Raw genomic sequence first — 21,965 nt, forward strand, 5'->3', positions numbered from 1 at the left:
AATCCGGCCTGACGAGATCCAGGCACGCCCAGGTGGAAGGTACCTCGGGCGCCGGGCGGGTGCGCTCCCGGGTGGCTCGCCTTGGTCAATCGCTTGCTGTTCGGCGCGAGGGGCCCCGGCACCGGCGACGCCCCAGCGAGGGCATACCGTGAGGAGTCGTACGTCCGATCCGGGAGGAGACACAGGATGGACAGCCGCACCGCGCTGGTCGAGGATCTGATGGAGAGGTTCCCCCACGTACCACGGGAAGCCGTCTTCAAGGAGGATCTGCTCCGCGGCGGAGTGGCCTTCGACGCCTCGGCCCTCAGCGACAACGAGGGCGGCGAGGTCAAACCGAAGTCGTACTTCATCTTCTCGTTCGACCACGGCACCCTGCCCGAGCTCGGCGAGGCCGCACTGCGCCGGCCCCCGGAGGAGATCGTCCTGACCGGCGGGCCGTACGACCTGCGGCGGACCGTCGTCTCGGTGCGCGTGAACCCGGCGTCGCCCTACCGGGTCGCGGCCGACGAGGACGGCGTGCTCGGGCTCTATCTCGACGGCAAGCGCATCGCCGATGTCGGGGTGCCGCCGATGCCGGAGTACTACCGGCACACCCTCGCGAACGGGAAGTCGGTGATGGAGGTCGCCCCGACCATCCAGTGGGGCTACCTGATCTACCTCACCGTCTTCCGGGTCTGCCAGTACTTCGGCGCCAAGGAGGAGTGCCAGTACTGCGACATCAACCACAACTGGCGCCAGCACAAGGCGGCGGGCCGGCCGTACACCGGTGTGAAGGACGTCGAGGAGGTCCTCGAAGCACTGGAGATCATCGACCGGTACGACACCGCGAAGGCGTCCACCGCCTACACGCTCACCGGCGGCGCGATCACCAAGACGGTCGCCGGGCGTGACGAGGCCGACTTCTACGGCCACTACGCCAAGGCCATCGAGGAGCGCTTCCCCGGCCGCTGGATCGGCAAGGTCGTCGCGCAGGCGCTGCCCAAGGACGACGTGCAGCGGTTCAAGGACTACGGCGTGCAGATCTACCACCCCAACTTCGAGGTGTGGGACCGCCGGCTGTTCGAGCTGTACTGCCCGGGCAAGGAGCGCTACGTCGGCCGCGACGAGTGGCACAAGCGCATCCTCGACTCCGCCGACGTCTTCGGCGCCCGCAATGTGATCCCCAACTTCGTGGCGGGCGTGGAGATGGCCGAGCCCTCCGGCTTCACCAGCGTCGATGAGGCCATCGCGTCCACCACCGAGGGCCTGCGCTTCTTCATGTCGCACGGCATCACGCCCCGCTTCACCACCTGGTGCCCCGAGCCGACGACCCCGCTCGGCAAGGCCAACCCGCAGGGCGCGCCGCTTGAGTACCACATCCGGCTGCTGGAGGCCTACCGCGCCACCATGGACGACTTCGGTCTGTCCTCGCCCCCCGGCTACGGCCCGCCCGGGCCCGGCCGTGCGGTCTTCTCCGTGAGCTCCTTCATGGACAGCCTCTCGGCGGACGAGCCGGTCGAGGTGTAGGGAAGTCGAAGTGCGGTAGTTCACTTGCCGGGGCCGCGGAATCCGTCGGCCCCGGCATTGATACTTCTTGTCACCCCTTGCGTATAACTCGAGGGAGCGCTGGTCCGCGGGAATTTGAATAGCCAGCTTGTCAGTTGTGTAGCAGACGTGAAAAGCTCTTCTCCTGCCGTGAGGCTTCCCCCCAACTCCTTTGCCGGTAAGGCGAGTTGACCTCGCTTGTGAACGCAGGAGACCCATGTCCGACCTGCCGACTCCCCAGGACGCCGCCGAGGCCGCGCTGTTCTCAGAGTGCTGGGATGCCGTGCTCTCCTACGCCGACCTGTGCACGTCCGGCTCCACCGCGGCCACCCAGCTGGCCACCGAGGCGTTCTCCCTGGGCATGCGCGAGGCACGCGAGGCGCAGTCCGCTCCCACCCGCGGCACCGGCCGCCGCCCGGCCCGCCTGCCCAGGATCCCGCTGCTGCTGACCGCCGTACGCAACACGGCGGCCGCCTGGGAGATCCAGGGGCAGGGCCACATGCTGGACCCCGAACTGCGGCTGTGGCTCAACTCGGAGAAGGCCGCACGCTACACCGGCCCCCCGCTGAGCCGCCCGCTCGCCCTGCGCGGCCTGCGTGACCTCCAGGAACCGGACGCCGCCCTGTTGTGGCTGGCCGAGGTGGAGGCGTTGCCGCTGCCCGTGGTGGCCCGTCGGCTCGGCCTGGACCCGGCCGTCGCCGACGAGGAACTCGCCCAGGTACGAGGCCTGTTCCGGGACCGCTGCCACCGCGCCCACCTCGACACCCCGATGGCCGCGCAGTGCCGCAGCTACGCCCGGCTGCTCGACGCGGTGACCCGGTCGCCCGCCGCCGACACCCCGAAGGACCTCTCCCGGCACCTCGCCCGGTGCGTGGACTGCGCGGAGGCCGCCGCCTGTCTGCGGCTGCACGGCGGCGGACTGCCCGGGGCGCTGGCCGGCGGGGTGATCGGCTGGGGCGGCCTCGCCTACCTCGAACGTCGCCGACGGGCCGCCGAGGTGCGCCTCGGCGCCGGTCGCCCGGGCCCGGCGGACAGCGACGGCGCGCCGCCGAACCCCGGTGCCCACAAGGCCCGCGTCGCGCGCAACGGCCTCCTCGTCGCGGCCGTCCTGGTGTCCCTGCTGGCGCTCGCCGTGTCGATGATGCCGGGCGGCACCGACAACGGTGCCGCACCCTCCGGCGACGCCGACCGTCAGCCGGTGGCCGACCCCGGCCCGTCCGTTCCGTCCACCGAGGCGCGCTCCACCAGCTCCCCGAGGTCGTCGGCCCCCGCGGCGACGACGCCCATACCCAAGAAGTCCCAGGAGAAGAACCCCGGCGCCACGGCCCAGGGCACGGCCTCGTCCGCCGCCCCCAGCGACGACCCAGAGCCCACCCCGAGCGAAGCCGCGGCGACCTGTGACGTCAGCTACGACCTGGTCAACCAGTGGCCCGACGGCTTCCAGGCCACCATCACCGTCACCTCGGAACAGGCCCTCGACTCCTGGCAGGTCGGCTGGTCCTTCCACGACGGCCAGAAGGTCGGCCAGATGTGGGACGCGAGCTTCTCCCAGGACGACTCCCGCGTCACCGCCACCGCCGCCGACTACAACAAGTCGGTCCCCGCCCACGGCTCCCTCTCCTTCGGCTTCCTCGCCTCCTGGCAGGGCAAGAACTCCCCGGGCTACGACTTCACCCTGAACGGGCACGGCTGCACGAAGGGGTAGCGGTCTCCTCTCCGGCCGGAGGAAAAGGCTTGGCGTGGCCTGCCGCGAGCGGGCTAAAGTGAGGGCGTTCCCGCGGTGGCCGTCCGGCCCCGCGGGCGAGTGCGAGCTTGCGAGGAGGTGTCGACCGATGGCTGTCACTGTGATGGGCGTTGCCCGCATCCAGGAGTTCATCAAGTCCACCTCCGTGGCCACCGGCTGACCGTTCCTCACTTCCGCGCGTCTGCACGCGCGTGCCGGGGCCGCCCCCTGTGAAGGGTTCCCCTTGTCTTCCACATCAGCTTTCTCTGCCTTCTCCGCGCTCGCCCCTTACGGCTGGGACGAGGCATGGGCGGACGAGTTCGCCCCCTACGTGTCCGAAGGGCTGCTGCCCGGCCGGGTGGTCCGGGTCGACCGCGGGCAGTGCGACGTGATCACCTCCGACGGGATCGTCCGGGCGGACACCGCGTTCGTCACCCCGCACGACCCCATGCGGGTCGTGTGCACCGGCGACTGGGTCGCCGTCGAGCCCGGAGGAAACCCTCGCTATGTACGGACGTGTCTGCCGCGCCGTACCGCCTTCGTGCGCTCCACCTCCTCCAAACGGTCCGAGGGGCAGATCCTCGCCGCCAACGTCGACCACGCCATCGTCGCCGTGTCGCTGGCCGTCGAGATCGACCTCGGCCGTATCGAGCGGTTCCTCGCGCTGGCCTGGGAGTCCGGGGCGCAGCCGGTGGTCGTGCTGACCAAGGCCGACCTCGTACCGGAAGCGGCGACCCTCGCCCACCTCGTCCAGGACGTGGAGACGACCGCGCCCGGTGTGCCCGTGCTGGCGGTCAGCGCCATGGGCGGGGACGGACTCGACGTCCTGGTCGCCGTCGTCGGCGGCGGTACGTCGGTGCTGCTCGGGCAGTCCGGCGCGGGCAAGTCGACGCTCGCGAACGCACTGCTCGGCGAGGATGTGATGGACGTCCGGGCCACCCGGGACGCGGACGGCAAGGGCCGCCACACCACGACCACCCGAAACCTGCTCGCCCTGCCCACCGGGGGTGTCCTGATCGACACCCCGGGGCTGCGGGGCGTCGGACTGTGGGACGCCGAGACCGGCGTCGGACAGGTGTTCTCCGAGATCGAGGAGCTGGCCGCGCGGTGCCGGTTCCATGACTGCGCGCACGAGAGCGAGCCGGGGTGTGCCGTGCTCGCCGCGATCGACTCCGGCGAGCTGGGTGAGCGGCGACTGGACAGCTACCGCAAGCTCATCCGGGAGAACCAGCGGATCGTGGCCAAGACCGACGCGAGGCTCCGGGCCGAGATCAGGAAGGACTGGAAGCGGAAGGGAGCCGAGGGGAAGGCGGCGATGGAGGCGAAGAGGGGGCGCTGGGGATAGGGCGCCCCGGGGTGCGGGACGGGGGTGCCGGACGGGGTGCGGGACGGGGGTGCGGGATGCCCGGCGGGTCCACGTCCGATTTCCGCTAGCCGGGTCCGATCGCGTCGTCGACACTGGAGGGCGTGATGGACGAGGACACCAGGTACGAAGCGGTGCGCAGCAGGGACGGGCGGTTCGACGGGGAGTTCTTCTTCGCCGTCGTGACGACCGGGATCTACTGCCGCCCCAGCTGCCCGGCGGTGACGCCGAAGCGGCACAACGTCCGGTTCTTCACGACGGCCGCCGCCGCGCAGGGCTCAGGCTTCCGGGCCTGCCGGCGCTGCCGTCCGGACGCGGTGCCCGGCTCCGCCGACTGGAACGTCCGGGCGGACGTGGTGGGCCGGGCCATGCGGCTGATCGGCGACGGCGTCGTCGACCGGGAGGGCGTGGCCGGACTCGCCGCGCGGCTGGGCTACAGCGCGCGGCAGGTGCAACGGCAGCTCACCACCGAGCTCGGCGCCGGACCGGTCGCCCTCGCCCGCGCCCAGCGGGCGCACACCGCCCGCGTGCTGGTGCAGACCACCGACCTGCCGATCACCCAGATCGCGTTCGCGTCCGGTTTCGCCAGTGTGCGGCAGTTCAACGACACCATGCGGGAGGTGTACGCGGCCACCCCCAGCGAGCTGCGGACCACCACCGCGCCCCGAGCGGACCGGACGGTCCGGCGGACGGCCACGCCGACCGCCGGGATACCGCTGCGGCTCGCCCATCGGGGCCCCTACCAGGCCGGGGCCGTGTTCGACCTGCTGGAGGCGGAGGCCGTGGCGGGCGTCGAGACTGTGAGCGGGACGCGCGGACGGCGGACGTACCGGCGTACGCTGCGGCTCCCGCACGGCACCGGCATCGTCGCCGTCGACGAGCGGACGGGCGCGGCGCGGTCCGCGTCCGGCGCGCACCCCGGCGGCTGGCTGGACGCCCGTCTGGACCTCACCGACCACCGTGATCTGACCACCGCCGTCCAGCGGCTGCGCCGACTGTTCGACCTCGACGCCGATCCGTACGCCGTGGACGAGCGGCTCGGCGCCGACCGACGGCTCGCCCCGCTGGTCGCCGCCCGACCGGGACTGCGGTCGCCGGGAACCGCGGATCCGGAGGAGTTCGCGATGCGGACCCTGGTCGGGCGGACGAAGGCCGCGGAGCTGGTCCGGCGGTACGGGAAGGCGCTGGACGCTCCCTGCGGTCCGCTCACCCATGTGTTTCCCGAGCCGGCCGTCCTCGCCGAGGCCGAGCCGACCGGACCGGCGGGCGCGCTGGCCGCGGCGCTCGCCGACGGAGCCCTACGACTGGACCCCGGCGCCGACCGGGACGACGCACAGGCCGCACTGCTCGCCCTGCCCGGCCTGGACGCCCCCGCCGTCGCCGCGATCCGCACCCGCGCCCTCGGCGATCCCGACGTCGCGCCGCCAGGGTCCGACGTCCCCGACAGCTGGCGCCCCTGGCGCTCATACGCCCTGCAACACCTGCGCGCAGCAGGGGAGTTGGAGTACCCATGACCATCGAGACGCGATACACCACCCTGGACAGCCCGGTCGGGCCGCTCCTCCTGACCGCCGGTCCGACCGGAGCGCTGTCCTCGCTGTCCGTGCCCGGCCAGAAGAACGGCCGTACGGTCCAGGAGGGTTGGCGGCACGACCCCGCTCACTTCCGGGGCGCCGAGGAACAGCTCGCCGCCTACTTCGCCGGAGAACTCAAGGAGTTCCAACTGGAGTTGAGTTCGCCGGGCAGCGAGTTCCGGGAGCGGGTCTGGGCCGCCGTCGACACCGTGCCGTACGGGGCCACCACCACGTACGGCGAGATCGCGGCGCGGATCGGTGCGCCCCGGGCCGCCGTACGGGCCGTCGGCGGTGCGATCGGCGCCAATCCGCTGCTGATCCTGCGGCCCTGCCACCGGGTGATCGGGGCCGGCGGTTCCCTCACGGGGTACGCGGGCGGGTTGGAGCGCAAGACGAGCCTGCTCACCCTTGAGGGAGTCCTCTGACGGGGCGCCGCTCAGCCCCAGAACACCGCTCCGAGCCACGCCCCCATGATCAACAGACAGGTGAACAGCTCCGCCAGGACGCTGGAGCCGCCCGAGTGCATCGCCGTGCGCAGGGCAGCCCTCGCCTCGCGGTGCCGGCCCAGACGGAGTCGTTCCTCGAGGTAGATGCCGCCCATGAAGCCCGGGATCGCGCCGAGCACGGGGATCAGGAAGAAGCCGAGGAACGCTCCGACGCCGGCGTAGACGGCCATGCGCGGGGTGGCACCGCTCGCGCGCAGCTCTCGTGGCGGCAGGGCCCAGCGCACGACCTGGGAGAGGAACAGGGCGACCGTGGCGCCCACGAGGACGGCCCAGGCGAGCGGCTGCGGATCCTTCAGGGCCCACCACATGATCGCGGCCCACACCAGCCACGACCCCGGCACCCCGGGCACCAGCACGCCGCCCACGCCGAGGAGGATGACCAGACCGACCAGCAGGAGGTCCACCACTCCCATCTGTCCAGGGTGCCGGAGTACCGGCGAAGGCGCAGACCACCGGGGCTCGCTCCGCCGTTCGAGGTGGCGCGCTGTACCGGTTTTTCCGGATGCCCCGTTTTCATACGGCCCGTGCGGTGGACAATTGGCGGCATGAGCCAGCAGGGGGGAAAGCCCACCGGTCACGAGGACGACTGGTGGGACCAGCTGTACGACGACTCCACCGAGGACACGCGCCCCACGCCCACACCGGACTCCCTCGACGACCGCTACGCCTCAGCGGCGGACGCGGTGGAGGGGCGGTCCGGAGCCCGTGGGGAGCCCAAGGACGCGATCCCGGCGCCGCGGTCCGGTCCGGACGGGTTCCGGGAGCGCGGAGGGCCAGGGACCGGGCTCGCCGCGCGTGCGGTGCCCGCCCCGAGTGCCGAACCGCCCGCGTCGCCGAGCGCCCCCTGGGAGCCGCCGCCCGACCCGCCTCCGGGCCCCGCGACCGTCCCGCCGGGCCCGAAGCCACCGGGCCTCGCGGAACGGGAACGGGATCCCGAGGGCCGGGAGGACGTGGAGAAGGGGCCACACACTTCCCCGGAGCCCCCGGCCCCGACCGCCCCGCCTTCGCAGGGTCTCGTGGACACACCCCGGGGCTCGCGGATCCCCGAGGACACGACCGCGAACTCGCGGCCTCCCACGGACTCGCGGCCCCCCGGGCAAACGCCTCCGACCCCGCCGGACCCACCCCCGCTCCCCACGGCACCCCCGCCGCCCCCGCCCCCCTTCGCGCCCCCGTTCCCGACGGCCCCGCCCACCCGGGGAGCCGCCGGACCCGCCCCGGCCGAAGCGAGCGACACCGACCCCGACACCGACCCCGACATCGGCACCCGTCCGGACACCGTCCCCGACGCCGGACCGGACCGGGACGTACCCGCGACCGACATCCCGGGCGCTCCACCCCTGGCCGCCCCGGCGTCGCAGCCTCGGCCCTGGGAATCGCCGGGCGCCAGCCACGACGGTGACGCCCCACCCCCTGCCTACCCCCCGACTCCCGGCCTCCCGTGGGGACCGCCCGGCGTCCCCGCTCCTGCCTCCGCACCCGCCGACGGCGACGCGCGGTCCGCCACGTCGGTCGGCCCGGAGCGGGATGCCGCGAAGGAGTCGCCCACCGTCGGCCCCCCGCCCCTCGCCACTCCGCCCATCGGTTCTCCACCCCTCGGCGCCCCGTGGGGCCCGCCGCGCCCCCAGGCCTCCGCCGACGCCGACACCGAACCCCGACCCGCCACCCCTGCCGGCCCGGAGCGAGACGCCGCGGAGGTGTCGCCCGCCGTCGGAAGTCCTCCCCTCGCCGCCGACAACCCCCCGTCCGCCGCGACGAACACCGGAGCCGGTTCGCTGCGGGACGATTCTCCAGGACCTGGCCGCGAGCAGCCCGGTCGCGCACCGGGCCCGGACACTGCTAGCGACCCGCGGGAAACCCGCGTCGACATGCCCCTCGTTCCTCCCGAACCCGTCGGTCATGTCGGCTCCGGACCGCCCACCTACGAGGCCGAGCCCACCGCGCTGCCCCCGGCCGACCCGGACGATCTCGACGAGCTGGTCGCGGACACCGTGCTGGACGGTGCCCGGTACGGGGCCTGCACCCTGCGTGCGGCCTCGGTGCGCGGCGACTCCGCGCGGTTCCGTGGCGAGCCCCGACGCGACTCACTCCTCACCGCCCGCTTCGGAACGGGCGACCGCGCCCTGGTCCTGGTCGCCATGGCGACCGGCGCCCGCGCCACCTCCGGCGCCCATCGCGCGGCCGCCGAGGCCTGCCACTGGATCGGCCGGGCGGTGGGCCGCAGCCACGCCCGGCTCGCCGAGGACATCACGGCGGGCCGGCGCGGCGACCTGAAGTCCGGCCTGCACCGGCTCACCGACCGCAGCCTCGGCAAACTCCGCGCCAGCGCCGCGGAACAGGGCATCGCCCCCGAGGAGTACGCCGCCACCCTGCGCTGCCTCCTCCTGCCCGCCGACCCCGACTGCCGCATCCGCGTCTTCTTCGGCATCGGAGACGGCGGACTGTTCCGGCTGCGTGACGGCGTCTGGCACGACATCGAGCCACGGGTCCTCGACGTCACCGGTGAGCCGGTCGTCGGCTTCGGCTCACCGCCCGCCGAGACCCCCGACGGTGACCGCCTGACCATGGACCTGGGCATCCCGACACCCCCGAGCCCCTACGAACCGGCCCCGGAACCCCCGCGTGAACCCTTCCGCTTCCGTGCTTCCATCGCCCGCCCCGGCGACACGCTCCTGATGTGCACGGGAGGCCTGGCCGAGCCGTTGCGCGGTGAGCCCGAGCTCGGCCGGTACCTCACCGGCCGATGGTCCGACCCCACCCCGCCCGGCCTCGCCGCGTTCCTCGCCGACGCCCAGGTCAGGGTCAAGGGGTACGCGGACGACCGTACGGCTGCCGCTGTCTGGGAGGCGTGAGCGGGGGCGAGTCGATGCGACCTACGCGTACCGCGTCCAACGCCGACCGGAGGTGTCGTACATGAAGCGGGGCAGGCCCTTGATGCCGCTGGTGCGGAACGGGCGGCCGTGGTCGTCGACGCGGATCGTGCCGGAGCGGCCCTGGGAGGACCAGTCGAGTTCCAGGTACCACTGGCAGTCGCAGGTGTCGGTCCGCGCGCTGACCAGCAGCACCTCGGGGTCCTCGGCGGAGACCCGGTAGGGGAAGTGCACGGCGGGGATGGTGTGTTCGCTGTCGGCGCCGGGGAGCGAGCGCACGACGGGCCGGTCGGCGTCGAGGTTCACGGCGAAGGACCTCGGCGTGAGCTCGCCGCCGCAGCCCTGGTCCATGGCGAAGGCGTTGCCGGACGCGGGCGCGGCACGGCCGACGACGCGGACCCGCAGCGCGTCCAGGACCACGGCCGTGGACGACCGACCCTGCACCGAGATGCGCACGATCGTCTCGTGGCCGTGCACCGCGTCCTGGGTCGCCGCCCACGTGCCGGCGTCCTGCTGGACCGGGGGCGGCGGGACCTGCTCGGGCGTCTTGTCGATCACGTAGTCGTGGCCGCAACCCAGGTTCCAGACCTGGGAGTCGGCCGTCCAGGCGAGAGGCTGGGCGTCGGGCGCGGGGGCGTCGCCCTGTGCGGCCGCCGACGGGCCGCCCTTCTTCCCGGGAGTCGGGGAAACCCGCATTTTGGTTGAGGGCGAGGGTGGGGGCGACGACATCGAGGAGCGGCCGGGCGAGACGCTGGGGGAGGGGCTGCGGGGGGTGGGCGAGGGGTGGCGGGGCCCGTCCGTGGCCGTCGTCGTAGGGGTCCGGTCGGGGGCGGTGCCGACGGTGTCGGCCGGCGGGCGGTCCGCCGACAGGGCCGACACGGTGCCCCACGTCGCCAGGAGCACGGTCGCGACGGCCGCACCGAGCATGGTCTGCCGACGGCGGTACCAGGGCCGACGGGCCGACGTGCCCGAGGCGTCCCTACCGGGGGCTGACACGTCCTCACCCGTGCCTGGCACCTCCCCACGCGGGCCTGACGCGCCCTCACCCAGTCCTGACACGTCCTCACTCGCGCCACCCGGGCCCGGTGTCTGCTCGTCCGTCTTCGGCGTCCCCTCGTGCGGCGCCGGATCGGTGGGGTCGGTCGCCGTGCCGTCCGTGGCGGCGTCAGCGGTTCGTGGGCGCTGGCGGGACGCCACGGCGAGCAGCCACTGGCGGTGCAGTTCGAGGCGTTCCGCGGGGGTCGCCTGGCAGAACGCGGCTAACCGTTCCACGGGAGCGAAGTCCAGGGGCACCGCGTCCCCCGAGCAGTAGCGGTGCAGCGTCGAGGTGTTCATGTTCAGGCGCCGCGCCAGCGAACCGTAACTGCGGTCCGTGCGGGCCTTCAGTTCTCTCAGCAGTGCCGCGAACTCTGCTACGTCGTCCTCGCCAGACACCGTTCCCCCGTGTTCGTCGGGCCCAGGACGGCATCCCAGGCACTCCCTGTACCTGCACGTCAGATGGCCTGGGATGGTTCCACCGTGGCCGATCGGGCGGGGACGGTTGCGGTCGGCCCCGGGGACGGCTGATGCTCTTGGTGTCGCACCGACCAGGGCCGGACCGACCACCCGCCGCCGGGGCGCCATCCCACACCACGTACTCATTCACGGGGGACACCCATGTCACAGCGCACCCGAGCAGGAGCGCTCACCGTACTCGCCGTCACCGGCCTCACGTTGGGCGCCGCGCTCGCCGAACCGGCGGCCGCCGCCACGAGCAGGCCCGGCTTCCTGTCGGCCGCGGACCTGCCGCCGCACCCCACCTCGTCCTGGACGGCCGGCAAGGTCACCCGCGGTGAGCCGGAGGACCTCGAGTGGGACACCTGTCTGCGGGCACTGCCCGGCCACGAGAACGTGTGGTACCGCGACTTCCGGACCGACCTGGAGACGAGCGCCCGGCAGATCACCGTCGTCCTGCCGGACAGTGGTTCGGCGAAGTCCCTGGTCTCCGCGCTGAACAAGGACATCACCTCCTGCCCGGCGCGGATCGAGGCGGCCGACCCCGAGATCGAGGCCACCGGCAGGGACTACGGCACGCTGCCCGTGGAGGAGGGCGCCCACGTCCACGGCCTGCACACCGAGGCCTCCTGGGGCGCGACCGACATCAGCCTCCTCTCCGTGGGCCGGGACGGCCGGACCGTGACGGTCGTGGACTGGGGCCAGATGGGCGACTTCGACGACGCGCCGGTCAAGGCCTTCAAGAAGACGACGACGGCCGCGGTCACCAAGCTCCGCTGACCGTCGCGCGACCACCTACCGTCGCGCGACCACCGAAGAAGACCAGGGCCGCCCTCTCGTCACGGGGGTCGGGAGGGCGGCCCGCAGCCTCGACCACGGCACGACCGCACCGACATCGACCACAGCACGCACGAAAACGGGGAACGCACATGAACCGCAACACCGCCATCCGCGACACGACCACTCGCCGCACCACCACCCGCCGCACGGCCGTGGCCGCGGCCCTCGCCCTGGCCCTCGGCCTCGGTGTCACGGCCCAGGCCTCCGCCGGCGCACCGCGTTCCGTCAGCGGCAAGCCGTCCGACAACGTCACCCGCATCGCCGACTTCTACGGCGCCTACATCGACGCGGTGACGGACGCGGACGACGGCGGCAGGCTGGCGGACGCCCTGCGCAGGAACTACCTCAGCACCGGCTTCCAGAAGGAGCTGGCGGCCTGGGAGGCGAAGGAGCACGCCAACGGCGTCCTGCGGGCCCAGAACGTCCCGCTCGCATGGAAGGTGACCGACAACGGCACCGCGGACTACACCGAGGCCGTGGTCACCCTCACCTGGGGCGGCGGCGAGACGACAAGGCTCGTCGTCGACATGGACGGCGGCCACAAGATCTTCCACATCGGCACGAAGGGCGTCGCCGGCAAGTAGCCGGGCCGCGGTTCCCGAGCCCAGCGCAGCCGTAGCACCGCACCACCCTTGTGAGCCCCCGGGTTCACCGCCGAGCGACCCGTGCATTCCGGCCAGTTTCGCAAGCCGCAGGCAGGCGTATCTCCGCCCACCCCGGCGTCCGGGACCGACGGCCCTGTCCCTTCGGCGGCTACGGCGAGGTCGGCAGAAGGGGGTCGGTGGATGGGCCCACCGTCCGCGGTCACCGTCCCTCCGGCGCACGGGATCGGGACGGCCGGCGCGACCGCGGTCCTCGGACTCGGCCGCGCCGTTCGGCCTGCGATCGCCGGAGTGACGATCGGCAGGTGACGGTTGCGTAGGTGGAGACGTCAGTGGCGTTACGGAGGCCTCGTACCGCGGGCCCTCGGCCCGTCGTCCGGGACCGGGGTCGCACCGCGTGCCCCGGGGCGATCACCGCCTCGAACCGGCGGTCCGCCGCGCGACTTTCCGGCGGCTCGGAAGGTGCCGCACGGGGTGTCAGCCCCCTTGCAAGCAGCGACACAACGGTGGCCGAACACCCGGCCGTTGAGGATTGGACATGACTGGCTCATGGGCCGATGGGCAAGGATCCCCGTGAACGTGTTCGAGCAGGAGGGGAACCGACATCGGCACGCGGGCGGGGGTCATGAAGAGGCAGGCACGAGGAGGCGGTCCCATTGCGACAGGGGCCTTCTCGGCGGAGACAGTGGAGGAAGAAACCGACAGCGCCCCGGACGGGGCGCAGGCACCGCAGCTCAACCGCAGACTCGGACGGGCGGACCTGGGGGAGGTGCCCGAGGCGCGCAGGGCGCTGCGCGAGTTGTTGCGGCACTGGGGCAGGCCCGGACGGGCGGAGGTCGCGGAGCTGCTGACCAGTGAGCTCGTCACCAACGCACTCGTCCACACCGACCACGACGCGATCCTTAAGGCGACCGTCGGTCGCCGTGGTCTGAGGGTGGAGGTACGGGACTTCGCGGCCCTCAGGCCCCGGCTGTGCGCGCCGAAAGCCGACGACGGCACGCACGGCCGGGGCCTCGTCCTGGTGCAGTCTCTCGCCGACGCGTGGGGCGTGCGGGCGCACGGGGTGGGAAAGGCGGTGTGGTTCGAGCTGGACGCGGGCATCGCCTGAACCGGCATCCCACCCCCCGTCACAGCACAGCAGACCACACGACAGCGACCACACGACGCGACCACACGACAGCGACCACACGACACGGACGGGGCGCGGCTCGCATGAGCCGCGCCCCGTCCGTGTCGTGCCGTGTGTCTCGTCCGGCGTCTCTAACCGAACTGCTTCTCCAGGTCCTTGAGCTTGCGCTCCAGGGAGTCGAGGCGCGGCAGCGCCATGGTGTCGTCCTCCGCGGTGAGGTCGACGGAGGAGGTGGTGGCGGATTCAGCTCCGCTGCGGACGGGCTCCAGGGACGGACGTGAGCGCACGGGCAGTTGCTCCGGCGTCGATATGGCAGGCTCCGCGGAGGCTCGCTCCGAGGCCCGCTCCAGGGTGGCCTGCGCCTCCAACTGCCGCCCGCGGCCGACGAAGCCACGGTGGCCCCGGCTGATCGCCTTGAGCTGCGCCCGCTCGACCCGCTCCTTGTCGCGGCGGCGCGTTCGGGCCGCCTCCTTCTGACGCTTGTCCTCGCGGACCTCGTCAACGGCCTCGTCGAGGCTGCGTACGCCTTCCAGGAGCATCAGCGACCAGGCGCTGTACGTCTCGCGAGGCGCCCGCATCCAGCGCACGACGCGGATCTGCGGCAGCGGACGCGGCACCAGACCCTGCTCACGCAGCGCCGCCCGGCGGGTCTGCTTCAGCGCGCGGTCGAACAGGACGGCCGCCGACAGGGACATGCCGGAGAAGAACTGCGGTGCGCCGTCGTGGCCGAGACCCCGGGGAGCGTGCACCCAGTTGAACCAGGCCGCGGCGCCCGCGAACGTCCATACGAGTATCCGGGAGCCGAGGGCGGCGTCACCGTGGCTGGCCTCGCGCACCGCGAGGACCGAGCAGAACATCGCCGCACCGTCCAGGCCGAACGGGACCAGGTACTCCCAGCCGCCGGACAGGTTGAGGTTCTGCTGGCCGAAGCCGACCAGGCCGTGGAAGGAGAGCGCGGCGGCCACCGCCGCACAGCAGAACAACAAGACGTAGGAGGCGGTGCCGTATATGGCTTCCTTGCGCCTGCGGCGTTCCTCGCTGCGCTCCCACGAGTCGTCCGCGCTCGCTTTCGCCCCCGAGGAGCGCTTGCCGCGCGCGAGTACCGCTACCGCCGCCAGCATGCCCAGGAGGAGTACGGCGCCCGGAAGCAGCCAGTTCAGCGATATGTCGGTCAGTCTCATCTGGGGTCCCTTGCATTGGGATAGGGCGTAACGCCCGCCATAGTGGCCCAATCCGATCGGCCCTCAGGGGCTTTCGGGGCAAGAGGCCGCCAAGGAGGTGAAAGGGATTGCCCAGGGCAGCGTTCTGCTCGAACTGCCGCTTGAGGGGCGGGAGTTGAGTTCGAATAAGACTACTCGTACGGGTGGTTCCACGGATAGTTCCGGTGACCGGTGAGGAAATGGTGAATTGGCCGTAACCGTACGGGTGGCTGGATCGAGGGCGATCATACGGGACGCCGGACGGCCTCTCGCCCGAGGGTCCGTCAACTGGCGGCGGTCGCCGTGAGCTTGGTGATCCGGTCGGTGTCACAGGTGCGTGGGCACGTGACGCAGGTGTCCTCGGGGTCCAGCGTGTAGTACATGCAGCAGGTCGCCCGGTCCCGGGTGGGCAGCGGCCGGCCGGCCGGTCCGGTCAGCCGGCGGAAGGCGGCCGAGCCGACGTAGGGCTTGGTCGCTCCCGGCAGCAGCAGCTCCAGCTCTCGTTCGGCCCGCCGCTGCTCGTGCTCGCCGAGCAGTTCGGCGACGTACCAGAGGCTCTCCACGATCTCGTCGGTCACCATGCCCCACAGGGCCCGCCCGCGGCGGCGCATCCGGGGGCCGAAGCCGTTGAGGACGGGTTCCATGTGTTCGGCGATCGCGTCCCGGACCTCCGCGCGCAGCGCCTCCTCGTCCGGGACCACGCGGGCGCCGGGGTGCTGTGCCGCCGGGTCGCCGGGGAGGCAGGCGAAGCGTGCGGGGCGTACGGCGAAGGACATGGGTCCCGCTGTGCGGTCGTACGAGACGTGGGTCACGGGGTAGCGGGGGACCCGGCGGCGCAGGAACCAGGGGGCGGTGATCAGCAGGCAGGCGGGCCAGGCGTAGCGGTGCAGGCCGAAGCCGGCGGTCACGTCCGGGCGGGCGGGGCGGCCGTGGTCCCGCCGCACCTGGGCGTCGTCCCAGGCCAGGTAGGCGTCCAGGCCCGCGCCGCCTTCGGCGAGGGAGACGGCGGGGATCCAGCCGTGGCTGTCGGGGAGCTGGTCCGCGGGTTCCAGCTCGGTGACGGTCAGCGCCGGGAGGACCTCGGTCAGACGGGAGTACGCGTCCGTGAGGGCCGAGGGTGTCACAGGCATGCCGGAACCACCGATCCATGACGGGCTGGCAAGGGGACCTAAAGGTAGCCTTACCTTACCTAAAGTGGATGGGATTTGAACTGGTGGCTTCTGCGCCTAAGGTGCTTGACGGGCGAGTAACAACCCGCCGTAATGACCCGAAGTACCGACACGTCCCCAGGAGGACCCGTGGAGCAGGGCGCGCAGGGCTCCGCCGAGACGGGGGTTCCGCAACGCCCTGCCGGCGCGGTGCGGGTGCCGCCGCAGCTCAGGGCCGCGGACGTGGACCGGGGCAGGAGTGCCGCCCCCGGGGCCGCGCGCGGTGAGCACACCCACAACGAGCCGCCGGTTCCCCGGCCCCGGCCGGCCGTCCAGCGGTCCTCGGTGCGCGGGCAGATCCTCGACGCGTTGCGTACGGCGCTGGTGGCGGGCGAACTGCGGCCGGGCGAGGTGTACTCGGCGCCCGCGCTCGGGGAGCGGTTCGGGGTCTCGGCCACCCCCGTGCGGGAGGCGATGCAGCAGCTCGCGCTGGAGGGCGCGGTCGAGGTCGTGCCGAACCGAGGGTTCCGGGTGGTGGTGCGTGGGGCGCGGGAGCTGGCGGAACTGGCGGAGGTGCGGGCCCTGATCGAGGTGCCGGTGATGCTGCGGCTGGCCCGCACGATGCCGGCCGAGCGCTGGAGCCACCTGCGGCCGCTCGCCGAGGCCACGGTCCGGGCGGCGTCCTCCGGCTGCCGGGCGACGTACGCCGAGTCCGACCGGGCCTTCCACCGGGCCCTGCTGGCGCTCGCGGACAACGAGCAGCTGGTGCAGATCGCCGAGGACCTGCACCGTCGCGCGCAGTGGCCGCTGGTCGGCGGACCCGGTGCACGAGGCCGGGCCGAACTGGTCGCGGACGCGGCGGAACACGTGGCCCTGCTGGAGGCGCTGGCCGCGGGTGACCTGGACGCGGTACGGACACTGGTGGGGGAGCACTTCACCGGCGCGACCTGACCCCGGCCTGCCGTGCCCCGGCCCCCGGCGGACCCCTCCCACTCGCCCACCGGCTCACCGGTCATCGGCCGCTGGCCGCTGGCCCACCGTGTCGCCAGTCGCCCAGCGCCTCAGCCCGCGCTGCGCCACGCGCCCGCTGTACCCAGCCCGTTGGGGCCGCCGGCCACCGCGCTTCTGCCCGCTGCGTCGCCAGGCCACCGCGCCTCGGCCCCCGTGCCGCCGGCCCACCGAGCCTTGCCCCGTGCTGTGCCGTCGGCCCACCGGAACTCAGCCCCGCCGTGCCCCAGCCCCCGGGCTCCCCGCCGTGCCCCCAACCACCCCCGCCCCTTCGTCCCGGCCCCTCCGCCCGGCCGGTCGACCGAGGCGAAGGGGTCCTAAGCCGTAGCCGCCCCCGCCGCAGGTGGGGTCAGCTGTTGGGCCAGCCAGGTGGGTACGCCGCCGAGTAGTCGGTACAGCCGGCGGGCCTCCTCGCGGAGTCGGGAGGCCTCCGGCTCCGTCTCGGCGTCCGCCAGGGACACCAACGCGGGGGCCGTGCCCACCAGATAGCCCAACTCCTCGCGGATCCTGAGGGATTCACCGAAGCCGTGCCGTGCCTCGGCCAACTCGCCTTCACGCAGGGCGAGTCCGGCGAGGTGGCGCCAGGTGAAGGAGAGCAGCAGCGCGTCGGAGTGGGCGGTGGCGCCCGCGTGGGCCCGGCGGTACGCGGCACGCGCCGCCTGTGGAGAGCGGGTGAGGTTCTCCGCCAACAGGCCCCGGCGGAAGTCGAGCAGCGCCCGCCGCGGAGCCCCCGGAGGGATCAGCGCCGCCGCCCGCCCCAGCGCGGCCCGCGCCTCGTCGGCCCGGTCGCGCACGCCGTGCAGCGTGGCCGCGTACGCGAGTTGCCCGCGTTCACAAGCCGCCGCCCCCCGCTCGTCGTCCCCATGGGCCAGCGCCTCGGCCGTACGCAGCGCGTCCTCGGCCTCCTCCCAGCCCAGCTCGGTGTACAGGCACCGCTCCACCAGCAGCGACGCCCGTTGGAGCGCGGCCGGTGCGGTGACCGGCTGGAGCAGTGCCGCCGCGTCGCCCCAGCAGGCGCGTGAACGCAGCCGCCATACCGCGGTCTGGAGTGGATCGTCACCGGCGGTCGTTCCGTAACCAGACATGGCGGTATGCGCCACGTTGCCCTCCGCAAGGTCCTGTCCTTCGGATCAGCCCGGTTCGCGGCGCACGGCACGCGCATCCGCAGCGTCGTCGGGCGCCGGAGCTCCCGCCCCGACTCCGTCCCCCGCCCCGCGGCCGCACGCACCAAGTCCCGCTCACCGGCGTCGCCGAGCACAGCCTCTCCACATCGACCTGATCCGGAGGGCAGGCCCAGCGCGCCATCGAGCTTTGAGTGGTGGCCGCATCTCAACACGAGTTGAGGGGCTGGGCCAAGGGGGCGGGTGAAGGATTTCACAAAGTCGTGGGACTCGGCGGGCCTCGGGTTTCAGCTCATCCGCAGTGCCAGGAAGAAGTCGAGCTTGTCCTCGAGGCGGGACAGGTCGCGGCTCGTCAACTGCTCGATCCGCCCGACCCGGTAGCGCAGCGTGTTGACGTGCAGGTGCAGACGGCTCGCGCAGCGGGTCCAGGAGCCGTCGCAGTCGAGGAAGGCCTCCAGGGTGGGGATCAGCTCGGCGCGGTGGCGGCGGTCGTAGTCGCGCAGCGGGTCGAGGAGCCGGGCGGTGAAGGCGCGGCGGACGTCGTCGGGGACGAAGGGCAGCAGCAGGACGTGGGAGGCGAGCTCCTGATGGCCGGCCGCGCAGACCCGGCCCGAGCGGGCGGCGGCCACCCGGCGGGCGTGCCGGGCCTCCTCCAGGGCGCCGCGCAGGCCCTCCGCGGAGTGGACGGACGCGCTGACGCCGAGGGTGACGCGTCCGTCGTCGCCGAGACCGGCCGACAACGGGTCGCGTACGGACTCCAGCAGGGCGTCGGCGAGGACGCCGGCCTGAGCGCCGTCGTGATCCGAGGAGACCGCCGGAAGGGGGACCAGGGCGATCGCCTCGTCACCCGAGTGGGCGACGGCGACCCGGTCGGAGGGCTCAGGACCGGTGGCGAGCGGGTCGACCAGGATCTCCTCCAGCAGGGACTGGGCCACCGGCCCCCCTTCCAGGTCGCCGCCCTGCCATTCGACGCGCGCCACGACCACCTGCCAGTGCGGGGCGGTGCCCAGACCGGGCAGCAGCACGGGGGCGGCCACCCGGAGCCGGGCCGCGATCTCGGCGGGCGCCGCGCCCGTCTGCACCAGCTCCAGTACCTCCTGGGCCAGTCGGCGGCGGACCGTGCGGGCCGCGTCCCGGCGGTCCCGTTCCACCTCGATCAGCTGGGTGACGCCGTGCAGCAGGTCCAGGCGTTCCTCCGGCCAGTCCCCGGCGTCCGCCCGCACGGCCAGCAGCCACTCCGAGAGCACCGTCTCGCGCACGTCCCGGGGGCCCCGCGGGGAGCGCCCGCTGCTTCGGACCGGGAAGAGGGAGTAGGTGGCGGATCCGAGGGTGACGCGGTGCGGGCCGCGCCGGCCCGTACGGGCGGCCGCCAGGTGCTCGGCCGCGAGCCGCGCGCACACGTCGGCGGGCAGACCCGGGCCGCCCGCCTCGGAACCGACGATCTTGGAACCCCCGGCCGTGGATCCGGCGACCTCGGGGCCGGCGATCAGACGGCCGACCGGGGACAGCACCCAGGCCCGCAGATCCAGGTCCGAGCCGAGCAGGTCCAGTACCGCGTCCGGTCCGCCGCCCGCCGGGCCCGAGGTCATCAACCGGCGGTGCCGGTCGACCACGGCCGCGAGGTCCCCGGCGCGCTCGCCGGAGACCTGCCGTACGACGTGCTCGGTGATCGTCGCGAACGCCACTGACTCGTGTACGGCGAAGAGCGGGAGCCGGTGCCGGGCGCACGCCACGACCAGGTCGTCCGGGACGTCCCCCAGCTCGGCCTCGCCGGCCGCCACCGCGGTCACCCCGGCCTGCACCAGGATCCGTACGAACGGCTCGGAGTCTGCCGCGTCACGGCGCCAGGCCAGGCCCGTGAGCACCAGTTCGCCGCCCGCGAGGTAGCGGCTGGGGTCCCGCAGGTCGGTGGTCATCACACCCCGCACGGTGCGATCCAGCTCGTCCTCGCCGCCGAGCAGCCGCAGGCCCAGCGCGTCGGTGTCCAGCAGTGCGCGCAGCCGCATTCTCGTCGCCGCCGTTCCTTGTCTCGAAAACTACGATGAATCTGAGGTGTCCATGGTGCCGGTGAGGCTCCCGTGGCGCGGGGTGGCGGTCACGAGGCGTGGTGGGCGCCGCTCTCCGTCTCCGCGGCTGAGGTCCAGGTCACGCGGGTCGTGTCGCGCGTTTCCACAGGAGAACGAGGAGGTTACTGATGCCATTCGTTCATACGAATCTACAAGATGGCCGCCCTGGCCAGCCAACTCCTTCATGGTTTCGGTGACTGACCCAGTCGGCGGACGGCGCTGTGTACTGACATCACCCCGCGTGAACAGGACATGAACGAGCCGGGCCCGCCGCACCCGGATCGACTCGATCCGTACGACTCCCGAGACGAAGAAGAGAGCCGGTCATGGACTTCCTTCGCCCCGCCAGTTGGGAGGAGGCGCTCGCCGCGAAGGCCGAGCACCCCACCGCTGTGCCGATCGCGGGCGGCACCGATGTGATGGTCGAGATCAACTTCGACCACCGCCGGCCCGAGTACCTGCTCGACCTGAACCGGGTCGGTGACCTCTGCGAGTGGGAGGTCGGCGAGGACAGTGTGCGGCTCGGCGCGTCCGTCCCGTACACGACGATCATGGACCGGCTGCGCGCCGAGCTGCCGGGCCTGGCGCTCGCCTCACACACGGTCGCCTCCCCGCAGATCCGCAACCGCGGGAGCGTCGGCGGCAACCTCGGCACCGCCTCCCCGGCAGGCGACGCCCATCCCGCGCTGCTGGCGGCCGGCGCCGAGGTCGAGGTGGAGTCCGTACGGGGATCTCGGCTGATCCCGATCGACGCCTTCTACACCGGAGTGAAGCGCAACGCGCTCGCCGCCGACGAGCTGATCCGGGCCGTCCACATCGAGAAGGCGGACGGCCCGCAGCAGTTCTCCAAGGTCGGCACGCGCAACGCCATGGTCATCGCGGTGTGCGCCTTCGGGATCGCGCTGCACCCGTCGTCGCGGACGGTCCGCACCGGCATCGGCTCGGCCGCCCCGACCCCCGTGCGGGCGAAGGCCGCGGAGGAGTTCCTGAACGCGGCGCTCGAAGAGGGCGGCTTCTGGGACAACGGGAAGATCATCACGCCGTCGGTCGCCAAGCGGTTCGCGGACCTGTGCGCGGGCGCCTGCAACCCGATCGACGACGTCCGGGGCGCCGCGAGCTACCGCCGCCACGCGGTCGGCGTCATGGCCCGCCGCACCCTGACCTGGACCTGGGAGTCGTACCGCTCGGCCGCCGCCACGGAGGGAGTCGCGTAATGCGCGTCAGTTTCACGGTCAACGGGCGTCCGCAGGAAGCCGACGACGTGTGGGAGGGCGAGTCCCTGCTGTACGTGCTGCGCGAACGGCTCGGGCTGCCGGGTTCGAAGAACGCCTGCGAGCAGGGCGAGTGCGGGTCGTGCACGGTCAGGCTGGACGGCGTACCGGTGTGTTCCTGCCTGGTCGCCGCGGGCCAGGCGGAGGGCCGGGAGGTCGTCACCGTCGAAGGGCTCGCGGACCACGCCAAGCAGCGCGCCGAGCAGGGTGACTGCGCCTCAGGCGGCGGCACCTCGCTCGACGAGGCCAAGGCGTGGACCGCCGACGGCCACGACTCCCACACCGGCGAAGGCACCCCACTCGCGCCGATCCAGCAGGCGTTCATCGACGCCGGAGCAGTCCAGTGCGGTTTCTGCACCCCGGGTCTCCTCGTCGCCGCCGACGAGATGCTGGAGCGCAACCCGGACCCGAGCGACGCGGACATCCGCGAGGCCCTCTCGGGCAACCTGTGCCGCTGCACCGGCTACGAGAAGATCATGGACGCGGTCCGCCTGGCGGCCGCCCGGCAGCAAGAGGCGGTCTGACCT

18 protein-coding genes are annotated in these 21,965 nt (G+C 73.0%); 12 read left to right on the forward strand and 6 right to left on the reverse strand.

All coding sequences use genetic code 11. The features are described 5' to 3' along the window. Nucleotides 1-186: 186 nt before the first annotated feature. From ABZ027_RS29825 to ABZ027_RS29845, 5 genes are all read left to right on the forward strand, one after another. On the forward strand, nucleotides 187-1,506 hold the full coding sequence (locus tag ABZ027_RS29825) for a radical SAM protein (protein WP_356773688.1): 1,320 nt from the start codon (nucleotides 187-189) through the stop codon (nucleotides 1,504-1,506). A 235-nt stretch (nucleotides 1,507-1,741) separates the two neighbouring features. Beyond that, a complete protein-coding gene (locus tag ABZ027_RS29830) occupies nucleotides 1,742-3,229 on the forward strand; it encodes a cellulose binding domain-containing protein (protein WP_356773689.1) in 1,488 nt (495 codons plus the stop codon). A gap of 262 nt (nucleotides 3,230-3,491) precedes the next feature. Further along, nucleotides 3,492-4,592 carry a ribosome small subunit-dependent GTPase A gene (gene rsgA / locus ABZ027_RS29835; RefSeq protein WP_356773690.1) on the forward strand — a complete coding sequence of 367 codons (1,101 nt, stop codon included), beginning with the start codon at nucleotides 3,492-3,494 and terminating at the stop codon, nucleotides 4,590-4,592. 125 nt (nucleotides 4,593-4,717) lie between these two features. Further along, nucleotides 4,718-6,124, forward strand: a complete 1,407-nt coding sequence (locus ABZ027_RS29840) for an AlkA N-terminal domain-containing protein (protein WP_356773691.1) — start codon at nucleotides 4,718-4,720, stop codon at nucleotides 6,122-6,124. Nucleotides 6,125-6,126: 2 nt separating this feature from the next. Continuing rightward, nucleotides 6,127-6,609, forward strand: a complete 483-nt coding sequence (locus ABZ027_RS29845) for a methylated-DNA--[protein]-cysteine S-methyltransferase (RefSeq protein ID WP_356773748.1) — start codon at nucleotides 6,127-6,129, stop codon at nucleotides 6,607-6,609. 11 nt (nucleotides 6,610-6,620) lie between these two features. Here ABZ027_RS29845 and ABZ027_RS29850 read toward each other — a convergent pair whose 3' ends face one another. Continuing rightward, the gene (locus tag ABZ027_RS29850) at nucleotides 6,621-7,103 is read right to left on the reverse strand and encodes a DUF456 domain-containing protein (RefSeq protein WP_356773692.1); all 483 of its coding nucleotides are present in this window, start codon (nucleotides 7,101-7,103) and stop codon (nucleotides 6,621-6,623) included. A 132-nt stretch (nucleotides 7,104-7,235) separates the two neighbouring features. On the opposite strand from ABZ027_RS29850, the gene ABZ027_RS29855 reads away from it, so the two are divergent. Next, nucleotides 7,236-9,542, forward strand: a complete 2,307-nt coding sequence (locus ABZ027_RS29855) for a protein phosphatase 2C domain-containing protein (protein WP_356773693.1) — start codon at nucleotides 7,236-7,238, stop codon at nucleotides 9,540-9,542. Between the two features lie 21 nt (nucleotides 9,543-9,563). On the opposite strand, the gene ABZ027_RS29860 is transcribed toward ABZ027_RS29855, so the two are convergent. Next, entirely contained in the window at nucleotides 9,564-10,994 is a 1,431-nt protein-coding gene (locus ABZ027_RS29860; protein WP_356773694.1) for a helix-turn-helix domain-containing protein, read from the reverse strand. Between the two features lie 222 nt (nucleotides 10,995-11,216). On the opposite strand from ABZ027_RS29860, the gene ABZ027_RS29865 reads away from it, so the two are divergent. The 3 genes from ABZ027_RS29865 to ABZ027_RS29875 all read left to right on the forward strand — a co-directional run bounded on the left by ABZ027_RS29865 (nucleotide 11,217) and on the right by ABZ027_RS29875 (nucleotide 13,604). Beyond that, the gene (locus ABZ027_RS29865) at nucleotides 11,217-11,834 is read left to right on the forward strand and encodes a hypothetical protein (protein ID WP_356773695.1); all 618 of its coding nucleotides are present in this window, start codon (nucleotides 11,217-11,219) and stop codon (nucleotides 11,832-11,834) included. Nucleotides 11,835-11,983: 149 nt separating this feature from the next. Further along, nucleotides 11,984-12,478, forward strand: coding sequence for a hypothetical protein (locus ABZ027_RS29870; protein ID WP_356773696.1), 495 nt, complete (start codon nucleotides 11,984-11,986; stop codon nucleotides 12,476-12,478). Between the two features lie 703 nt (nucleotides 12,479-13,181). Continuing rightward, nucleotides 13,182-13,604 (forward strand): ATP-binding protein, encoded by a 423-nt coding sequence (locus ABZ027_RS29875; protein ID WP_356773697.1) that lies wholly within the window; start codon nucleotides 13,182-13,184, stop codon nucleotides 13,602-13,604. 152 nt (nucleotides 13,605-13,756) lie between these two features. Here ABZ027_RS29875 and ABZ027_RS29880 read toward each other — a convergent pair whose 3' ends face one another. Beyond that, nucleotides 13,757-14,806 (reverse strand): DUF2637 domain-containing protein, encoded by a 1,050-nt coding sequence (locus tag ABZ027_RS29880; protein ID WP_356773698.1) that lies wholly within the window; start codon nucleotides 14,804-14,806, stop codon nucleotides 13,757-13,759. Between the two features lie 302 nt (nucleotides 14,807-15,108). After that, a complete protein-coding gene (locus ABZ027_RS29885; RefSeq protein ID WP_356773699.1) occupies nucleotides 15,109-15,954 on the reverse strand; it encodes a (2Fe-2S)-binding protein in 846 nt (281 codons plus the stop codon). Between the two features lie 168 nt (nucleotides 15,955-16,122). On the opposite strand from ABZ027_RS29885, the gene ABZ027_RS29890 reads away from it, so the two are divergent. Beyond that, nucleotides 16,123-16,923 carry a GntR family transcriptional regulator gene (locus tag ABZ027_RS29890; RefSeq protein WP_356773700.1) on the forward strand — a complete coding sequence of 267 codons (801 nt, stop codon included), beginning with the start codon at nucleotides 16,123-16,125 and terminating at the stop codon, nucleotides 16,921-16,923. A 374-nt stretch (nucleotides 16,924-17,297) separates the two neighbouring features. Here ABZ027_RS29890 and ABZ027_RS29895 read toward each other — a convergent pair whose 3' ends face one another. Then, nucleotides 17,298-18,080 carry a hypothetical protein gene (locus tag ABZ027_RS29895; RefSeq protein WP_356773701.1) on the reverse strand — a complete coding sequence of 261 codons (783 nt, stop codon included), beginning with the start codon at nucleotides 18,078-18,080 and terminating at the stop codon, nucleotides 17,298-17,300. A 308-nt stretch (nucleotides 18,081-18,388) separates the two neighbouring features. Further along, nucleotides 18,389-20,107, reverse strand: a complete 1,719-nt coding sequence (locus ABZ027_RS29900; protein WP_356773702.1) for a PucR family transcriptional regulator ligand-binding domain-containing protein — start codon at nucleotides 20,105-20,107, stop codon at nucleotides 18,389-18,391. Between the two features lie 386 nt (nucleotides 20,108-20,493). On the opposite strand from ABZ027_RS29900, the gene ABZ027_RS29905 reads away from it, so the two are divergent. Both ABZ027_RS29905 and ABZ027_RS29910 read left to right on the forward strand, forming a co-directional pair. Then, a complete protein-coding gene (locus ABZ027_RS29905; RefSeq protein ID WP_356773703.1) occupies nucleotides 20,494-21,381 on the forward strand; it encodes an FAD binding domain-containing protein in 888 nt (295 codons plus the stop codon). Beyond that, a complete protein-coding gene (locus tag ABZ027_RS29910; RefSeq protein ID WP_356773704.1) occupies nucleotides 21,381-21,962 on the forward strand; it encodes a (2Fe-2S)-binding protein in 582 nt (193 codons plus the stop codon). Before ABZ027_RS29905 ends, ABZ027_RS29910 begins: the two co-directional genes overlap by 1 nt. Nucleotides 21,963-21,965 lie beyond the last annotated feature (3 nt).

The sequence above is a fragment of the Streptomyces sp. NPDC006332 genome (genome assembly GCF_040612855.1).
GTDB lineage: Bacteria > Actinomycetota > Actinomycetes > Streptomycetales > Streptomycetaceae > Streptomyces.

Bases quoted from the DNA above. Each gene is read 5' to 3' on its own strand.
- ABZ027_RS29825 (WP_356773688.1), top strand. From the start codon at position 187: ATGGACAGCCGCACCGCGCTGGTCGAGGATCTGATGGAGAGGTTCCCC.
- ABZ027_RS29830 (WP_356773689.1), top strand. From the start codon at position 1,742: ATGTCCGACCTGCCGACTCCCCAGGACGCCGCCGAGGCCGCGCTGTTC.
- ABZ027_RS29840 (WP_356773691.1), top strand. From the start codon at position 4,718: ATGGACGAGGACACCAGGTACGAAGCGGTGCGCAGCAGGGACGGGCGG.
- ABZ027_RS29850 (WP_356773692.1), bottom strand. From the start codon at position 7,103: ATGGGAGTGGTGGACCTCCTGCTGGTCGGTCTGGTCATCCTCCTCGGC.
- ABZ027_RS29855 (WP_356773693.1), top strand. From the start codon at position 7,236: ATGAGCCAGCAGGGGGGAAAGCCCACCGGTCACGAGGACGACTGGTGG.
- ABZ027_RS29865 (WP_356773695.1), top strand. From the start codon at position 11,217: ATGTCACAGCGCACCCGAGCAGGAGCGCTCACCGTACTCGCCGTCACC.
- ABZ027_RS29870 (WP_356773696.1), top strand. From the start codon at position 11,984: ATGAACCGCAACACCGCCATCCGCGACACGACCACTCGCCGCACCACC.
- ABZ027_RS29880 (WP_356773698.1), bottom strand. From the start codon at position 14,806: ATGAGACTGACCGACATATCGCTGAACTGGCTGCTTCCGGGCGCCGTA.
- ABZ027_RS29885 (WP_356773699.1), bottom strand. From the start codon at position 15,954: ATGCCTGTGACACCCTCGGCCCTCACGGACGCGTACTCCCGTCTGACC.
- ABZ027_RS29900 (WP_356773702.1), bottom strand. From the start codon at position 20,107: ATGCGGCTGCGCGCACTGCTGGACACCGACGCGCTGGGCCTGCGGCTG.
- ABZ027_RS29905 (WP_356773703.1), top strand. From the start codon at position 20,494: ATGGACTTCCTTCGCCCCGCCAGTTGGGAGGAGGCGCTCGCCGCGAAG.
- ABZ027_RS29910 (WP_356773704.1), top strand. From the start codon at position 21,381: ATGCGCGTCAGTTTCACGGTCAACGGGCGTCCGCAGGAAGCCGACGAC.